The sequence below is a fragment of the Curtobacterium sp. 314Chir4.1 genome (assembly GCF_900215175.1).
Classification (GTDB): domain Bacteria; phylum Actinomycetota; class Actinomycetes; order Actinomycetales; family Microbacteriaceae; genus Curtobacterium; species Curtobacterium pusillum_A.
Map to the genome: position 1 here is coordinate 381,022 of NZ_OCMI01000004.1, position 14,753 is coordinate 395,774.

The 14,753-nt window shown below is 72.0% G+C and carries 15 protein-coding genes; 5 read left to right on the forward strand and 10 right to left on the reverse strand.

Annotated elements, in window-relative coordinates; all coding sequences use genetic code 11:
- Positions 1 to 35 precede the first annotated feature (35 nt).
- From CRP27_RS14580 to CRP27_RS14615, 8 genes are all read right to left on the reverse strand, one after another.
- The gene (locus CRP27_RS14580) at positions 36 to 1,721 is read right to left on the reverse strand and encodes a bifunctional 3'-5' exonuclease/DNA polymerase (RefSeq protein ID WP_097181335.1); all 1,686 of its coding nucleotides are present in this window, start codon (positions 1,719 to 1,721) and stop codon (positions 36 to 38) included.
- A gap of 112 nt (positions 1,722 to 1,833) precedes the next feature.
- Positions 1,834 to 2,052 carry a hypothetical protein gene (locus tag CRP27_RS14585; RefSeq protein WP_097181336.1) on the reverse strand — a complete coding sequence of 73 codons (219 nt, stop codon included), beginning with the start codon at positions 2,050 to 2,052 and terminating at the stop codon, positions 1,834 to 1,836.
- Between the two features lie 40 nt (positions 2,053 to 2,092).
- On the reverse strand, positions 2,093 to 2,854 hold the full coding sequence (locus tag CRP27_RS14590; protein WP_097181337.1) for a hypothetical protein: 762 nt from the start codon (positions 2,852 to 2,854) through the stop codon (positions 2,093 to 2,095).
- Positions 2,851 to 3,711 carry a carbohydrate ABC transporter permease gene (locus tag CRP27_RS14595; protein WP_097181338.1) on the reverse strand — a complete coding sequence of 287 codons (861 nt, stop codon included), beginning with the start codon at positions 3,709 to 3,711 and terminating at the stop codon, positions 2,851 to 2,853. The genes CRP27_RS14590 and CRP27_RS14595 overlap by 4 nt, the downstream gene beginning before the upstream one ends.
- A complete protein-coding gene (locus tag CRP27_RS14600; RefSeq protein WP_255257601.1) occupies positions 3,708 to 4,703 on the reverse strand; it encodes a carbohydrate ABC transporter permease in 996 nt (331 codons plus the stop codon). Before CRP27_RS14600 ends, CRP27_RS14595 begins: the two co-directional genes overlap by 4 nt.
- Positions 4,700 to 6,025 (reverse strand): sugar ABC transporter substrate-binding protein, encoded by a 1,326-nt coding sequence (locus tag CRP27_RS14605; RefSeq protein WP_097181340.1) that lies wholly within the window; start codon positions 6,023 to 6,025, stop codon positions 4,700 to 4,702. The genes CRP27_RS14600 and CRP27_RS14605 overlap by 4 nt, the downstream gene beginning before the upstream one ends.
- Positions 6,026 to 6,047: 22 nt before the next feature.
- Entirely contained in the window at positions 6,048 to 7,262 is a 1,215-nt protein-coding gene (locus CRP27_RS14610; protein ID WP_097181341.1) for a Gfo/Idh/MocA family protein, read from the reverse strand.
- 159 nt (positions 7,263 to 7,421) lie between these two features.
- Complete coding sequence (locus tag CRP27_RS14615; RefSeq protein WP_167590901.1) at positions 7,422 to 8,210, reverse strand: DeoR/GlpR family DNA-binding transcription regulator; 789 nt, start codon at positions 8,208 to 8,210, stop codon at positions 7,422 to 7,424.
- A gap of 132 nt (positions 8,211 to 8,342) precedes the next feature.
- Here CRP27_RS14615 and CRP27_RS14620 point away from each other — a divergent pair, with 132 nt between their 5' ends.
- The 5 genes from CRP27_RS14620 to CRP27_RS14640 are packed head-to-tail and all read left to right on the forward strand — an operon-like array spanning position 8,343 to position 13,081.
- On the forward strand, positions 8,343 to 9,221 hold the full coding sequence (locus tag CRP27_RS14620; RefSeq protein ID WP_097181342.1) for an SIS domain-containing protein: 879 nt from the start codon (positions 8,343 to 8,345) through the stop codon (positions 9,219 to 9,221).
- Positions 9,221 to 10,126, forward strand: a complete 906-nt coding sequence (locus tag CRP27_RS14625) for an ROK family protein (protein WP_097181343.1) — start codon at positions 9,221 to 9,223, stop codon at positions 10,124 to 10,126. The genes CRP27_RS14620 and CRP27_RS14625 overlap by 1 nt, the downstream gene beginning before the upstream one ends.
- Entirely contained in the window at positions 10,123 to 11,277 is a 1,155-nt protein-coding gene (gene nagA, locus CRP27_RS14630; protein WP_097181344.1) for an N-acetylglucosamine-6-phosphate deacetylase, read from the forward strand. The genes CRP27_RS14625 and nagA overlap by 4 nt, the downstream gene beginning before the upstream one ends.
- Before the next feature lie 5 nt (positions 11,278 to 11,282).
- Entirely contained in the window at positions 11,283 to 12,248 is a 966-nt protein-coding gene (locus CRP27_RS14635) for a 1-phosphofructokinase family hexose kinase (protein WP_255257602.1), read from the forward strand.
- On the forward strand, positions 12,245 to 13,081 hold the full coding sequence (locus tag CRP27_RS14640; RefSeq protein ID WP_176505622.1) for a class II fructose-bisphosphate aldolase: 837 nt from the start codon (positions 12,245 to 12,247) through the stop codon (positions 13,079 to 13,081). Before CRP27_RS14635 ends, CRP27_RS14640 begins: the two co-directional genes overlap by 4 nt.
- A gap of 14 nt (positions 13,082 to 13,095) precedes the next feature.
- On the opposite strand, the gene CRP27_RS14645 is transcribed toward CRP27_RS14640, so the two are convergent.
- Together CRP27_RS14645 and CRP27_RS14650 are read right to left on the reverse strand one after the other, a co-directional pair.
- The gene (locus tag CRP27_RS14645; protein ID WP_097181346.1) at positions 13,096 to 14,487 is read right to left on the reverse strand and encodes an L-serine ammonia-lyase; all 1,392 of its coding nucleotides are present in this window, start codon (positions 14,485 to 14,487) and stop codon (positions 13,096 to 13,098) included.
- A gap of 34 nt (positions 14,488 to 14,521) precedes the next feature.
- Complete coding sequence (locus CRP27_RS14650; protein ID WP_097181347.1) at positions 14,522 to 14,713, reverse strand: PspC domain-containing protein; 192 nt, start codon at positions 14,711 to 14,713, stop codon at positions 14,522 to 14,524.
- Between the last annotated feature and the right edge of the window lie 40 nt (positions 14,714 to 14,753).

Below are 14,753 nucleotides of genomic sequence, written 5' to 3' on the forward strand. Positions count from 1 at the left end.
AGGGCGCCCGCGCCAGCGCAGCCGTCGAGCAGCGATCAGTCCTTCGCGGCGCCGTAGTCGTCGACGATCGCGACCGAGAGGGGGAAGACGACCGGGAAGTCACGGAACAGCAGGCGCCCGGCGTCGGCGGCAGCCGCACGGACCTGCTCGGCCACCCAGTCGGCGTGCTCGGCCGGTGTGTGCACGACGATCTCGTCGTGCACGAAGAACACCAGGTGCGGCCCGTCGGTGACCGGGCCCGGGAACCGTTCGGCGAGCCTCGACCGCAGCGACCCCATCCACGCCAACGCCCACTCGGCGGCCGTGCCCTGCACGATGAAGTTGCGGGTGAACCGCCCCCAGCTCCGCGCGCGCGACTCCACGGCACGCTGCATCGCCGGGGTCCCCTCCACCGTGTAGGCCTGGTTGCGCGCCTCGAACCAGGAGGCCTCTGGTACCGGCGACGTCCGTCCGAGCAGTGTCGTCACGGGTTCACCGCGTTCACCGGCCCGCGCAGCCCGTTCAACGAGCCGGATCGCGTCCGGGAACGCCCGTGCGAGTCGCGGCACGAGCCGGCCGCCCTCGCCCTGGGTCGCCCCGTACATCGCGCCGAGCATCGCGCCCTTCGCCTGCTGACGGCTCTCGACCGCCCCGGAGGCGACCACGCCGTCGTACAGGTCGCGCCCGTCCCCCGCCGCCGCCATCGCCCGGTCGCCGGACATCGCCGCGAGCACGCGGGGCTCCAGCTGCGCAGCGTCGGCCACGACGAGCTTCCACCCGTCGTCCGCGACCACCGCGGGTCGGACGAGCTTCGGCAGCTGCATCGCTCCCCCGCCGTCGGCCGCCCACCGCCCGGTGACGACCCCGCCCACCAGGTACTTCGGGTGGAACCGGCCGTCCCGCACCCACTCGTCGAGCCAGGTCCACCCGTTGGCCGTGAGCAGCCGCGCGAGCCGTTTGTACTCGAGCAACGGTTCGATCACCGGGTGCTCGATCTCCTGCAGCTCCCACTTCCGCGTGCTCGTCACCATGAGACCCGCGCGGCGCAGCGACTTCAGGACGTCACCGGGCGAGTCCGGGTTGAGCGACGGGTCCGCCAGACGGTCCCGGACGACCGCGGCGATCTCCTCGAGCCGTCGGGGGCGCACGCCGTACGGCACCCGCGGCCCGAGGGCGTCCTCGAGCAGGCGCTCGTGCACGTCGGCACGCCACGGCAGCCCGGCGTGCAGCATCTCCGCGGCAACCAACGCCCCGGCCGACTCCGCCGTGAGGAGCAGGCGCAGCGCACCCGCCGCGCTCGACGTCGCGACCGCGTCGAGCTGTGCACGCAGTTCCGCGACCGGGTCGAGTGCGTCGTCGGCGGGGGCCACCTGGAACAGCGCGTCGTCGAAGAGCTGCGCCTGCGTGGGACGGACGACACGGGGCTCCTGCGCGGGGGCGTCCCACGCGTCGACCGGCGCCGCGGCGAGTGCGGAGCCCCGTGCAGCGAGCGCCGCACGCAGGATCCGTCGGCAGAGTCGCAGGTCGGTGCAGCGACCGACGCGGCCGCCGGCCGCGAGCACGGCCGGGTACCAGCGCGCAGTGTCGTCCCACACCCAGCGCACATCGGGGGCGTCGCGGGACGCGACGAAGGCCGGGAGGCGCGACTCGTCCACCCGGATCGGCTCGCCCTGCGCGGTCCCCGCGTCGGTCAGGGGCGTCGCGAGGACGCCGCCGTCGACGCGGCGGAGGACGAGGTGCACGGAACGATCATGCCGTGCCCCACCGTCACCCGCGTGCGCTCAGGAGTCGAGTTCGACGATCTCCGCGCCGGGAGGGTCGTCCTGCACGGACGCGCGGGACGCACAGCACTCGCTACTGGTCGGTCGTCTTCCGGGTCACGCCACCGGGACGGACGGCAGCGGTGTCCGCGACGTCGATGCGGACGTCGCCGTCCTCGGCCCGGGAGACCTCGACGCGCGGGTCGGCGTCGTGCTCGTCGGATCCGGACATGCGGCGGAACGTGTCCTGCCGCCGTTCTTCGAAGGACATGTCGACGCCGTCGTCGAGGTGGTCGCGGTCGTGCTGGGTCATGCGCGCGACGGTACCCGGCGAGCGCTGGGCGCGGACGGCCTCACACGACCGGGGCGGTCCCGGTGCGCTCCGTCCAGTGCCCGCCTGCGTGCCAGCGATCGAGCACGGCCCGCTGGACCCGGCCGGTGGCCGTCGCCCGGCGAGCGGCCTCGAGGTCGGTCCCGAAGACGAACTTCGCGACGCTGGCATCGCCCTCGGCGTCGTCGTCCGGCCCCGGCGGCAGCAGCACGAACCGGGCTGCGAAGCGGACGAGGTTCGATCCCGGTCCGAGGGCGACCGCGAGACCCGGGTCCAGCGTCCAGGAGCGGCAGGTCCAGACGGACGCCGCGTGCTCCGGCGCGAGCCGACGGAGCAGCTCCGAGGCGGCCGCGAAGGACCGCTCGCACGCGGCGGGGTCCAACGGCCCGGTCTCGGGGACGTGCACGCCCCACGCGCAGGTCCGGTCCGGCAGGTGCGCACCGAGTTCGAACTGGAGGCGCCCCACGGCCACCACGCGCGCGGTCGCCAGGGCACAGAACCAGTCCAACCCCGTTGTCGCGACGCCGTACCGGTCACGTTTGCGCTCCACGTCGGCGATGCTCGCGGCCGCCTGCTCCGGGGTCGCACCGTGCTCGGTGAGCCACGCGGCAGTGCGCGGGAGCACGGCTCGGACCGCCGCCAGGGCGAGGTCGTCACGATCCTCCGGCGGTGCGTCCGCGACGCTCGCCGCGAGCTCCGCGGCGAGCGTCCCCGGGTCCTGGAGGCGACCCACCGCGTCGGCGAGGAGCGCGACGGAGGCGGGCCGTGCCTCCAGGACGGTCACTTGAGACCCGACGAGGCCAGGCCGTCCATCACCCGGCGCTGCAGCACGACGAACATGATCAGCACCGGTGCCATCGCCATCAGGCTCGCGGCCATGAGTACCGGGTAGTCGATCGTCCGGTCACCCGACAGGGTGGCGAGGCCGGCGGCGAGCGGCATGTCCTCGGCACGGGTGGACACGACCAGCGGCCAGAGCAGCTCGTTCCACGACCACAGCACCGTCGTGATCGCCAGGACGCTGATCGACGGCCGGGCGAGCGGCAGCATGATCCGCCAGAACGTCTGGAACGGGTTCGCGCCGTCCATCCGGGCGGCCTCCTCGAGCTCCGGCGGCAGGTTGAGGAACGCCGTGCGCATGAGGAACGTGCCGAAGGCGCTGAACAGACCGGGTGCCACGATGCCCATCAGGGTGTCGAGCCACCCGAGGCCCTGCACGATCTGGTACTGCGAGATCAGGTACACCTGCGAGGGGACGAGCAGGATCGACAGGACGATCGCGAGCAGGATCGCACGGCCGCGGAACCGCATGCGGGCGAAGGCGTAGCCGGCGAGGGTGCAGAGCAGGATCTGGGCGACGGTGCGGATGACGGTCACCATGACCGAGGTGCCGAGTTGGCTGAGGAACGGCAGGCGCTCGAACACCTGGGCGTAGTTCTGCCACTGCAGCTCCCCCGGCCAGAACGTCGGCGTGACGGACTGCACCTGCGCGTTGGTGGAGAGCGACATGATGATCTGCCACAGGAACGGGAACGCCATCAGGAACCCGCCGACGCCGAGGACGACGTGGATCCACCACTGGCTGCCGCCGCGACGACCGGGCCTGCGTGCCGCCCGTGGCGGTGTGACGGTTGCGGTCATGCCTGCACCCACTTCCGTTGGACGCGGAACTGCACGAGCGTGACGATGCCGATGAGCAGGAAGATCACCATGGCGATCGCGGCCGCGAAGCCCTTGTCGTTGTCGATGAACCCGGCGCTGTAGAAGTAGAAGACGAGCGACATCGTCTTCGGGATCACCGGGTTCGTGCTGCCGAGGATCGCGTAGAGCAGGTCGAACAGCTGGAAGCTCGAGATCGTCGTGACGATGACCACGAAGAAGATGCTCGGGCTCAGGAGCGGGACCGTGACGGAACGGAACTGCCGCCAGCGGCCCGCGCCGTCGAGTTCGGCGGCCTCGTACAGCTCCGGTGGGATGTCCTTGAGGCCCGCGCCGAGGATGATCATCGAGAAGCCGAGCGAGGACCACAGCCCGACGAGCGACACCGCGACCAGGGCGAACCCGGGCGTCGAGATCCAGTACGGGCCGTCGATGCCGAAGCGTCCGAGGAACCAGTTCACGATCCCGTAGTCGCCGTTGAACATGATCCGCCAGACGAGCGCGATCGCGGCCGGCATGGCGACGTACGGCAGGAAGAAGAGCACCCGGTAGAACTGGGCGAACCGGAGGCCCGGCGTGTTCAGCAGACTCGCCAGCCACACCGCGATCGGGATGCCGGCCAGGACGATGACCGTGTAGATCACCGTGTTGAGCAGGGACTGGTACAGCTGCGGGTCGGAGACGAGCCGGACGTAGTTGGCGACACCGCTGAAGCTGGCCCCGCCGAAGACGCCCCACGTGGTGAACGAGTACCAGAACGTCTGGATGATCGGCCAGATGTAGAACGTGCCCACGCCGACGAGCAGCGGGAGGACGAACAACCACGGCCAGAAGCCGTCGGTCCGTCGGGGCCGGTGGTCCGACCGGCCGTCGGGGCGATCCGCCCCCGGGGCCCCCGGCCCGGACGCGCGTTGCGCCCGGGCCGGGGTGTTCGCGGTGGGGTGCCGCTCGGTGTGGATCGTCACTCGGGTCACTGCTCCTTGGCGAGGGCGGCGTCCATCTTCTGCGCGAGCTCCTTCGCGACGTCGTCGACCGGCGTGGAGCCGTCGAAGGCACTCGGCAGGAGGTTCGTCTCGAGGGTGTTCCACGCGGCGGTGTTCTTCGAGACGGGCAGCGGCTTGGCGTAGTCCACCGCGTCGAGGAAGACCTGCAGGTCGGCGTCGGGCATCGTCTTCGTGAAGGCGCTCTGCGTGCCGTCGTAGGCCGGGATCACCGCGCCCATGTCGCCCTGCTGCTGCTGGGCCTGCTTGCCGGCGAGGTACACCTGCAGTGCCTGGGCCGCGGCCTTGTGCTTCGTGTTCGCGGAGACCACGTTCGAGACGCCGTGGATGACCGTGGCCTGCTCCTTGCCCTTCGGCAGCGGGTAGACGACGACGTCCTTCTCGAGGTCGGTGCCGGTGAGCGCGGAACGGAACCAGCTGCCGCCCTGGTACATGGCGAGCTTGCCCGAGGTGAACCACTGGTCGGCGGTGGTGTCGGTCAGCTGCTTGATCGACGGCGACGCCCCGGACGCGATGAGGTCGGTCCAGAACTGCAGCCCGGCCTCGGAGGCCTTCGTGTCGTACATCGACTTCGTGCCGTCGTCACCGACGACGCTGCCGCCGGCCTGGAAGATCGTGTCGTAGTAGGTGGTCTGGCCGTCCATGCCACCGGCCGCGCCGTACGCGCCGTCGGCCTTGAGCTTCTCGGAGAGCTCGGCGCCGGTCTTCTGGAAGTCGTCCCAGGTCCAGTCCTTCGAGGGCATGGCGACCCCGGCCTTCTCGAAGAGCGCCTTGTTCATCCAGACGCCGATGGTGTCAAAGTCCTTCGGGACGCCGTACTGGGTCTCGTCGTACGTGTACAGGTCGTTGAGTGCGGACGAGTACTTCGCGGGGTCGATCGCGCCGGCCTTGACCTCGCCGGTGATCGGCGCGAGCTTGCCGTTCGCCGCGTACAGCTGGAAGTTCGGGCCGTTCATCCAGAACAGGTCGGGGAGCGTGTCGCTCGACCCCTGCGTCTGCAGCTTCGTCCAGTAGCTCGCGAACGGCGTCACGTCGACGTTCACCTTGATGTCGGGGTACTCCTCGTTGAACCCCTCGAGGTTCGCCTTGATCGCCTTGACCTGGTTCTCGTCCCAGACGGCGTACGTCAGGGTCGCCTTGGTGTCCTTGGCGGCCTTCTCGTAGTCGCTGCCGGAGCCGGTGGCGCCGGAGGAGGTGCTGCAGCCGGCGAGGAGCACGGCGGCACCGATCGCTGCGACGGCGCCGAGGATCGCGCGGCGACGGCCGCGGCCCTTCGCGGAGGTGGTTGCGGGCATCGGGTGTCCTTTCGCGAGTCCGTCAGCGGGTGACGGCCGGGGTGGGGGTGGTGAAGTGGGCGATCGTCGCCGCAGGGAGCGGCGGGACGTCGATGGGGACGGAACCGTTCCGGAGCGAACGGGTCGCGAGGGCTCCCGCGGCGACGGCGGCACGGGCCGCGATCGGCGAGAGCGTCGTGGGCTCCCCCAGGGCGACGTGGCGGAGGAACTCGGTCATGGTGACGAGGTCGGCGTCCGCGTGACCGGACTCGACGCCGTCGATCGGGTACTCGCGGTCCCCCGCGACGTCCCAGCCCCGACGGTGGGTCCAGACCTTCACCACACCGCCGCCGGTGTCACCGATGTTCTCGAGGCGCCCCTCCGTCCCGATGACGGTGTAGTTCCGCCAGTAGTCCGGGGTGAAGTGGCACTGCTCGTAGCTCGCCTGGACGCCGTTGTCGAGCGTCATCATCACCATCGAGACGTCCTCGACGTCGACGACGGGGTTCAGCCCGGTCTGCTCGAGCGGCGGCCAGTTGTCGAGCGAGAACCAGTCCCCCATGAGCTCACCGCTGCGATCGCGTCGGTCGGTGACGTCGCCGTACACCGAGAGCGATCCCATCCCGACGACGCGGGCGGTGTCCCCGCCGCCGAGGGCGTGGATGACGTCGAGGTCGTGGCTGGCCTTCTGCAGGAGCAGGGAGTTCACCTTGGCGCGGTCGGCGTGCCAGTCCTTGAAGTAGTAGTCGCCGCCGTTGCCGACGAAGTGGCGGCACCAGACGGCCTTGACCTGGCCGATCTCGCCGCGGTCGACGATCTCGCGCATGAGCCGGACGACGGCGGCGTGCCGGAAGTTGTGCCCGACGTACAGGGGCGTGCCGGTCTCCGCTGCCGTGTTGAGCACGGCGTCGGCGTCCTCGACCGTGATGGCCAGGGGCTTCTCGAGGTAGACCGCGATCCCCGCGCGGAGCAGGTCGATCGCGATGGCGGCGTGCGTCCAGTCCGGCGTCGTCACGATCGCCGCGTCCACCGCACCGACCAGGTCGCCGTGCTGCGCGACCACGACGGCGTCCGGGTACTCGGCCCGTGCTCGCTCGCGTCCCTGGTCGGTGACGTCCGCGACGGCGACGACCTGTGCCTCCAGGTCGGTCGCGGCGGCAGCCGCCTCTGCCACGTGGCGGGCGATCGCCGCGCGCTGTCCCATGCCGACGATGCCGACCCGGAGGGGTCGTGCCGTCCCTGCGTCACCCATGCTCATCTCGCTCCCTTGCGTGATTGTGACGCCCATGATGCCGAATCGATCATGAATGCACAATAGGCGCTCAACGAACGCTCATGGGGAGACCGCGGAGGGTTTTACACGATGGAAACGTCGTCCACCGGGAACAGAGGACGAGTCCCCTGGTGCAGCGGGCGCTCAGTCGGCGACGACGAGCTCCACACCGGCGCTGGCCAGGTCCGCGGCGAAGGCCGACGGGACCGGCTGGTCCGTCACCAGGACGTCGATGCGGTCCAGCGGGCAGATGCGCGCGAAGGTCGCACGCTCGATCTTGGTCGAGTCCGCGACCACGATGACCCGGCGCCCGACGGACGCGAAGTGCCGGCTCACCTCGGCCTCGCCCTCGTGCATGGTCGTCGCGCCGTACTGGCCGCTGAGGCCGTCGACGCCGAGCACGACGACGTCCAGGGCGAACTCGTCGAGCGTGTCCCGGACCAGCGGGCCGACGAGCTCGTACGACTGCCGCCGCGCGACCCCACCGGTGACCACGATCTTCACGTTGGCGCGGACGGACAGCTCGTAGCCGATGTTCAGGGCGTTCGTGACGATGGTGACGCCGTACTCACCGTCGGCCCGGGTGAAGCGTTCGCTCTTGCCGAGCTCACGAGCGACCTCGGTCGTGGTGGTCCCGCCGTTGAGCCCGACCGTGTCCCCTGGCTGGATGAGTCGCGTGGCCGCACGGGCGATCGCGGTCTTCGCCTCGGCCTGCCGGGCGATCTTGTACTGCAGGGGGAGTTCGTAGCCAGCCCCGAGCGCGGCCGCTCCGCCGTGCGTCCGGGTGACGAGTCGTTGGTCCGCGAGGGTCGTGAGGTCGCGGCGGGCGGTCGCCGGCGAGATCCCGAGCATCTCCCCGATCTCGGCGATCGACACGTTGCCGCGTTCGCTCACGAGTTCGAGCAGGGCGTTGAGCCGCTGTTGCGGAGTCATGACGGCCATCCTACGGGCACCACTCACCGTCGAGTTGAGCGAAAATGACGGTTTGGGCTTCCCTCGCGCACGATCGCTCGCTACGCTTCCAGATCATCGATCACCCGGATCGAACCGGACCGGAAGGCACCCATGACCGACACCTTCGTGAGCGCAGAGCTGGCGTCCCAACCGGAGACCTGGCGTGCTGCCGCAGCGCTCCTGCCGTCGTTCGCCGACGCGCTCCCCCAGCCCGGCGAGCGCGTCGCGGTCGTCGGGTGCGGCACGAGCTGGTTCATCGCCATGAGCTACGCCGTGGCCCGTGAACAGGCCGGGCTCGGGGTCACGGACGCCTTCGCCGGCTCCGAGTACCCGACCGGCCGCGAGTACGACCGCGTGCTCACGATCAGCCGTTCCGGCACGACCACCGAGATCGTCGACCTCCTGCAGGCGCTGCCCGGTCAGCGGACCGTGCTCATCACCGCCGTCCCGGACAGCCCGGCCGCCGCGGTGGCCGACGACGTCGTCGCACTCCCGTTCGCCGACGAGCGCTCGGTCGTGCAGACGCGGTTCGCCACGACGACCCTGGCGCTCCTGCGCGCGTCGATCGGCGACGACGTGGACGCACTCGCCGCGCAGGCCGAGATCGCACTCGCACTGCCGATCGACGATCTCCTCGACGCCGAGCAGGTCAGCTTCGTCGGGCGCGGACCTGCCGTCGGCCTGACCTTCGAGGCCGCACTCAAGACGCGTGAGGCCGCGCAGTTCTGGGCAGAGTCGTACCCGGCGATGGACTACCGGCACGGGCCGATCGCGATCGCGCAGCCCGGACGGCTCGTCTGGTCGCTCGGCGCCGCACCGGAGGGGCTCGCCGCCGAGGTCGAGGCCACCGGCGCCCGGTTCGTCGCGCACGACCTCGACCCTATCGCCGGGCTCGTCGTCGTCCACCGCTTCGCGGTCGCCCTCGCCGAGGGCCGTGGGCTCGACCCTGACAACCCCCGCTCGCTCACCCGTTCGGTCATCCTCACCTGATGCCCGGCGCAGGCGCGGTGCTCGGGGTCGACGTCGGCGGCACGGGCACCAAGGCCCGGCTGACCGGTGCCGATGGACTCGTCCTCGACGAGACCCGGGTGCCGACGCCACGGGACGACCCCGGTGCCGCACGGCTCGCGGACCTGGTGGCCGACCTCGCGACGCGCGCGCTCGACCGGGGTCCGCTCGACGCGATCGGGCTCGTCACCCCCGGTGTCGTGGACGACGGGGCCGGGACGGTCGTGCTCTCCGTGAACCTCGGCTGGCGCGACCTGCCGGTGCGCGACCGCGTCCGGACCGAACTCGCCCGTCGCGGCATCGACGTCCCGCTCGCGTTCGGGCACGACGTCCGCGCCGGCGCCCTGGCCGAGACGACGACTGCCGACACCGCGCTGACCCGCGGTTCGGTGGCGTTCGTCCCCGTCGGCACCGGACTCGCGAGTGCCCTGGTGGTCGACGGCGCCGTCGTCTCGGGTGGCGGCTGGGCCGGGGAGATCGGTCAGGTCCGGATCCCGGCCGGTCCGCACGCCGGACACCGGGTCGAGGAGATCGCCTCGGCCGGGGGAGTCGCCCGCCGCTCCGGATCGGCCTCGGCACACGAGGCGATGCTCCGCGTCCGCGCCGGCGACCCCGTCGCCACGAGCGTGTGGGACGAGTGCGTCGACGTGCTCGCGGACGCCCTGGTCTGGACCACCGTGGTGTCGGGTTGCCACACGATCATCGTCGGCGGGGGACTGGCGGAGTCCGGAGCACTGCTGTTCGAGCCGCTGCGCACCGCCGTCTCCGAACGCCTCACGGGGCTGCGCGTCCCGACGCTCGTCCCCGCACGCCACGGCGACGCGGCCGGCGCCATCGGTGCCGGGCTGCTCGCACATCGCGTCGCGCGGACCGGGGTCGCCGCATGACCACCCTGCTCCGGGCCGACCGCATCGTGACCGCGACGGACGACCTCCGCGACGCCTGGATGGTCGTGGACGACGCCGGTGCCGCCGCCGACCGGTCCGGTGTCGTGACCGCCGCCCGGTCCGGTGTCGTGGTCGCGGTCGGGACGGGGACGCCGCCGACCACGGACTCCGCGACGACCGTGGCGGGCACGATCGTCCCGGGGATGGCGGACCTGCACGCGCACGGCGCCCTCGGACACGACTTCGCCGCCTGCACCGCCGACGACGCCGCCGCCGCGGCCGCGCACCACCGCGCCCACGGGACGACGACGCTCGTCGCCTCGATCGCGACGGGCACGCCCGACGACACCGTGGCCGCCCTCCGACGACTGCGTCCGCTCGTCGCCGACGGCACGATCGGCGGACTGCACCTCGAGGGGCCGTGGCTCAGCCCCGCCCGTCGAGGAGCGCACCGGGCGGACCTGCTGCACCCGCCGACGCCGACCGAGGTCGACCGGTACCTCGACGCGGCGGACGGGGCGCTCGCGATCGTCACCCTCGCGCCGGAACTCCCGGGAGCGCCCGACACCGTCCAGCGGCTCGTGACCGAGGGCATCGTCGTCGCGATCGGGCACACCGACGCCACCGCCGACCAGGCCCGCCGGGCGGTCGACGCCGGCGCGACCCTGGTCACGCACCTGTTCAACGGGATGCCACCGCTGCACCACCGGGAACCCGGCCCCGTCGGTGTCGCGCTGACGGACGACCGGCTCGTCGTCGAGTGCATCGTCGACGGCCACCACCTCGATCCCGTCGCCGTGGACCTCGTCCGACGCGCGGCGCCCGGCCGGATGGTCCTGGTGTCCGACGCCATGTCCGCGACGGGCTGCCCGGACGGCGACCACACGATCGCTGGCTCGGCCGTGTCGGTGCGGGGCGGCGTGGCGATGCTGCGCGACGGCTCGTCCCTCGCGGGGAGCACCATCACGGTCGCCGACGCCGTCCGCCGCCTGCTCGACTCCGGGACGCCGCTGACCGAGGTCGTCGCCGCGGCGTCGACCCGGCCCGCACGGCTCCTCGGCCGGCCGGCCCCGCTCACCGTCGGCGCCCCGGCCGACCTGGTCGTCCTCGATGACACCCACGCCGTCTCGACGCCGGTGGTGGTCCCGTGATCGTCGTGGTGACCCCGAACCCCGCGGTGGACGTGACCTACCGCGTCGCCGAACAGCGGATCGGCGAGACGCAACGCGTCCTCGACGTGGCGCGACGCCCCGGCGGGAAGGGACTCAACGTCGGTCGGGTCCTCGACGCAGGGGGCACCGAGACCCACGCCGTCCTGCCACTCGGCGGTCCGGCCGGACGATGGGTGGCCGATGCCCTCGACGAGCTCCGGCTCGCGCACACCGACGTCGCGGTGACGGGGGAGACCCGCACGACCGTGACCGTCGTCGACGACCACGAGCACCCGACGATGTTCGGCGAACCGGGGCCCCACGTGACCGCAGCGGAGTGGGACGCCGTGACCGCCTCCGTCGAGTGGTTGCTCGACACCGCCGGCCCCACGGCGCTGGTCGTGTCCGGATCGCTGCCGAGCGGCGCCGATCCGGCGGTCGTGGCCACCTGGGTCGCCGCCGCGCGTGCCCGCGGCGTCCTGAGCCTGGTCGACTGCTCGGGCGACGCGCTCCTCGCCGCGGCCTCCGCGGGCGCGACCGTCTGCAAGCCGAACCGCGGCGAACTGCTCGAGGCCACCGGCGCGACGGACGAACGGACCGGAGCGCTCCTGCTGCTCGGCCGGGGCGCCGCCGTCGTCGTGGTGTCCCGCGGGGCGGACGGGATCGCCGCGCACACGGTCGACAGCATCGTCGAGGTCCCGGCAGTGGCGGGGGTGACCGGGAACCCGACGGGCGCCGGCGACGCCGCGACCGCCGGACTCATCACGGCACTGGCAGCCCGGCCGACCGATGCGAGCGGCCCCGTCGTCGACGAGTCCGCGCTCCGCACCGCCGCCGCGTTCGGAGCCGCGGCGGTCCTCCGTCCGGTCGCCGGCGAGGTCGACCCCGACGACGTCCGCCGGTTCCTCACGAGCACCGACACAGACACCGACCCAGCACCGTCCGACGACCGAACCGGGAGCCCCGCATGATCACCGACCTCGCCCTCACCGGCCTGCTGGACACCGCCCGCACCGCCCACCGCGGCGTCGGGGCCTTCAACGTCGTCCTCCTCGAGCACGCCGAGGCGATCGTCGCCGGTGCCGAGCTCGCCGGGCTCCCGGTCATCCTGCAGATCAGCGAGAACTGCGTCCGGTACCACGGCGGCCTCGCTCCGATCACGACCGCGACGCAGGCGATCGCCCGAGCCGCGGACGTCGAGGTGCTCGTGCACCTGGACCACATCGAGGATCCCGAGCTGGTGCTCGCCGGGGTCGGGCTCGGCGTGGACTCGATCATGTACGACGGCTCCCACCTCGACTTCGCCGCGAACGTCGAGGCGACCCGTGCGCTGGCGCGGCGTTGTCACGACGCCGGGGTCGCGATCGAGGCCGAACTCGGCGAGGTCGGCGGGAAGGACGGCGTCCACGCTCCCGGGGTGCGGACCGATCCGGACGATGCGGCCGCGTTCGTCGCCGACACCGGGGTCGATGCCCTCGCCGTGGCGGTGGGGACCTCGCACGCGATGCAGACGCGGGAGGCATCGGTGGACCGGGACCTCGTCGGACGGCTGCGCGCGACCGTTCCGGTACCGCTCGTGCTGCACGGCTCGTCGGGTCTGTCGGACGACGAGCTCCGCGGTGCCGTGCAGTCGGGGATGACGAAGATCAACATCTCCACGCACCTGAACGGGCTGTTCACACGGGCGCTGCGCGAGGTGCTCGACGAGCGCCCGGACGTCGTCGACCCCCGCAAGTACGTGTCCGCGGGCCGGGACGCCATCGCCGCGGAGACCGCACGGCTCCTGACGCTGCTGCACGGCTGACCGGGACGAAGCGGTCAGCAGAGCGGGACGTTCACCGCGAGGCCGCCCATCGCGGTCTCCTTGTACTTCGTTGACATGTCGGCGCCCGTCTGCCGCATCGTCTCGACGACCTGGTCGAGCGACACGTGGTGCACCCCGTCGCCGCGGAGTGCCATCCGGGCGGCGTTGATGGCCTTGTTCGCCGCGATCGCGTTCCGCTCGATGCACGGGATCTGCACCAGGCCACCGATCGGGTCGCAGGTCAGCCCGAGGTTGTGCTCCATCGCGATCTCCGCCGCGTTCTCGACCTGCTCGGGGGTCCCGCCGAGGACTTCTGCGAGCCCGGCCGCTGCCATGGACGCGGCTGATCCGACCTCGCCCTGGCACCCGACCTCGGCGCCGGAGATCGATGCGCGCTCCTTGTAGATCGACCCGACGGCGCCTGCGGTCAGGAGGAACCGGACCACGGCGTCGTCACGGGTGTCGGGCGTCACGGTCGGCACGTACGTGAGCGCGTAGTACAGCACCGCGGGGATGATGCCGGCGGCGCCGTTCGTGGGGGCGGTGACGACGCGACCACCGGTGGCGTTCTCCTCGTTGACGGCCATCGCGATGAGGTTCACCCACTCCATCGCGAAGAGCGGGTCGTGCTCGGGGTCGTCGCGGGTGAGCTGCTCGTACCAGTTCGCGGCACGCCGCCGGACGGTGAGTCCGCCGGGCAGCGTGCCGGAACGCTCGACGCTCCGGTCGACGCAGGACTCCATGACGTCGTGGATGCGCAGGAGCCCGGCCCGGACGTCCTCGAGTGCCCGTGTCGCGGTCTCGTTCGCGAGGGCGACGCCGCTGACCGGCAGTCCGGTGGCGGCGCAGGCGGCGAGGAGCTCGGCGCCGCTCGAGAACGGGTGCGGAACGGCGTCGTCGACGGGGATCGCGGCCTCGGCGACCTCGCCGCCGGTGTCACTCGTGATGAACCCGCCGCCGATCGAGTAGTACGTCTCCTCGGCGATCGTCCCGTCGGACGCGTCCGCTGCTCGGAGCCGCATGGCGTTGGGGTGGCGGGGGAGCATCGTCAGGGGGTGCAGCACGATGTCGGCGAGCCGGAACGGGACCGCGGTCCCGTCCGCGAGCCGGAGCGACCCGGTGTCGTCGACCTCGGCGAGGTCGCGAGCCATCGCATCGGGGTCCACCGTCTCCGGGTCGGAGCCCATCAGCCCCGCGACGACGGCGCCGAGCGTCCCGTGGCCCTGCCCGGTGGAGGCCAGGGACCCGTAGAGGTCGACACGGACGGTGGCGATCGGCGTCCCGGCCGTCCGTGCGGCGTGCGTCGCACGGGCCACGAAGGCCGCGCCCGCGCGCATCGGTCCGACGGTGTGGGAACTCGACGGACCGATCCCGATGCTGAACAGATCGAAGACGGAGACCGGCACCCCGCCACACTAACCCGTCCGGACGGGTGGGGGATCAGCGACGCGAACCCTGGTTCGGCATGAGGATCCAGAGCACGACGTAGGCGATCCAGAGCGGGCCGGGGAAGAAGCTCAGGATGACCCAGGCGATGCGGACGAAGGTGCGGGACCAGCCGAAGCGGTCGGCGATGCCGGCGCAGACTCCGGCGAGGAGGCGGCCGGTGCGGGGGCGGATGAGTGTGTTCATGACGTCGACGGTACGGACACGGCGTTCCGGATCGAATCCG

What these genes read in the sequence shown, in the direction of transcription:
- CRP27_RS14650 (WP_097181347.1), bottom strand. Translation starts at nt 14,713, where the DNA reads ATGAACACACTCATCCGCCCCCGCACCGGCCGCCTCCTCGCCGGAGTC.
- CRP27_RS14585 (WP_097181336.1), bottom strand. Translation starts at nt 2,052, where the DNA reads ATGACCCAGCACGACCGCGACCACCTCGACGACGGCGTCGACATGTCC.
- CRP27_RS14620 (WP_097181342.1), top strand. Translation starts at nt 8,343, where the DNA reads ATGACCGACACCTTCGTGAGCGCAGAGCTGGCGTCCCAACCGGAGACC.
- CRP27_RS14615 (WP_167590901.1), bottom strand. Translation starts at nt 8,210, where the DNA reads ATGACTCCGCAACAGCGGCTCAACGCCCTGCTCGAACTCGTGAGCGAA.
- CRP27_RS14610 (WP_097181341.1), bottom strand. Translation starts at nt 7,262, where the DNA reads ATGAGCATGGGTGACGCAGGGACGGCACGACCCCTCCGGGTCGGCATC.
- CRP27_RS14595 (WP_097181338.1), bottom strand. Translation starts at nt 3,711, where the DNA reads ATGACCGCAACCGTCACACCGCCACGGGCGGCACGCAGGCCCGGTCGT.
- nagA (WP_097181344.1), top strand. Translation starts at nt 10,123, where the DNA reads ATGACCACCCTGCTCCGGGCCGACCGCATCGTGACCGCGACGGACGAC.
- CRP27_RS14605 (WP_097181340.1), bottom strand. Translation starts at nt 6,025, where the DNA reads ATGCCCGCAACCACCTCCGCGAAGGGCCGCGGCCGTCGCCGCGCGATC.
- CRP27_RS14640 (WP_176505622.1), top strand. Translation starts at nt 12,245, where the DNA reads ATGATCACCGACCTCGCCCTCACCGGCCTGCTGGACACCGCCCGCACC.
- CRP27_RS14625 (WP_097181343.1), top strand. Translation starts at nt 9,221, where the DNA reads ATGCCCGGCGCAGGCGCGGTGCTCGGGGTCGACGTCGGCGGCACGGGC.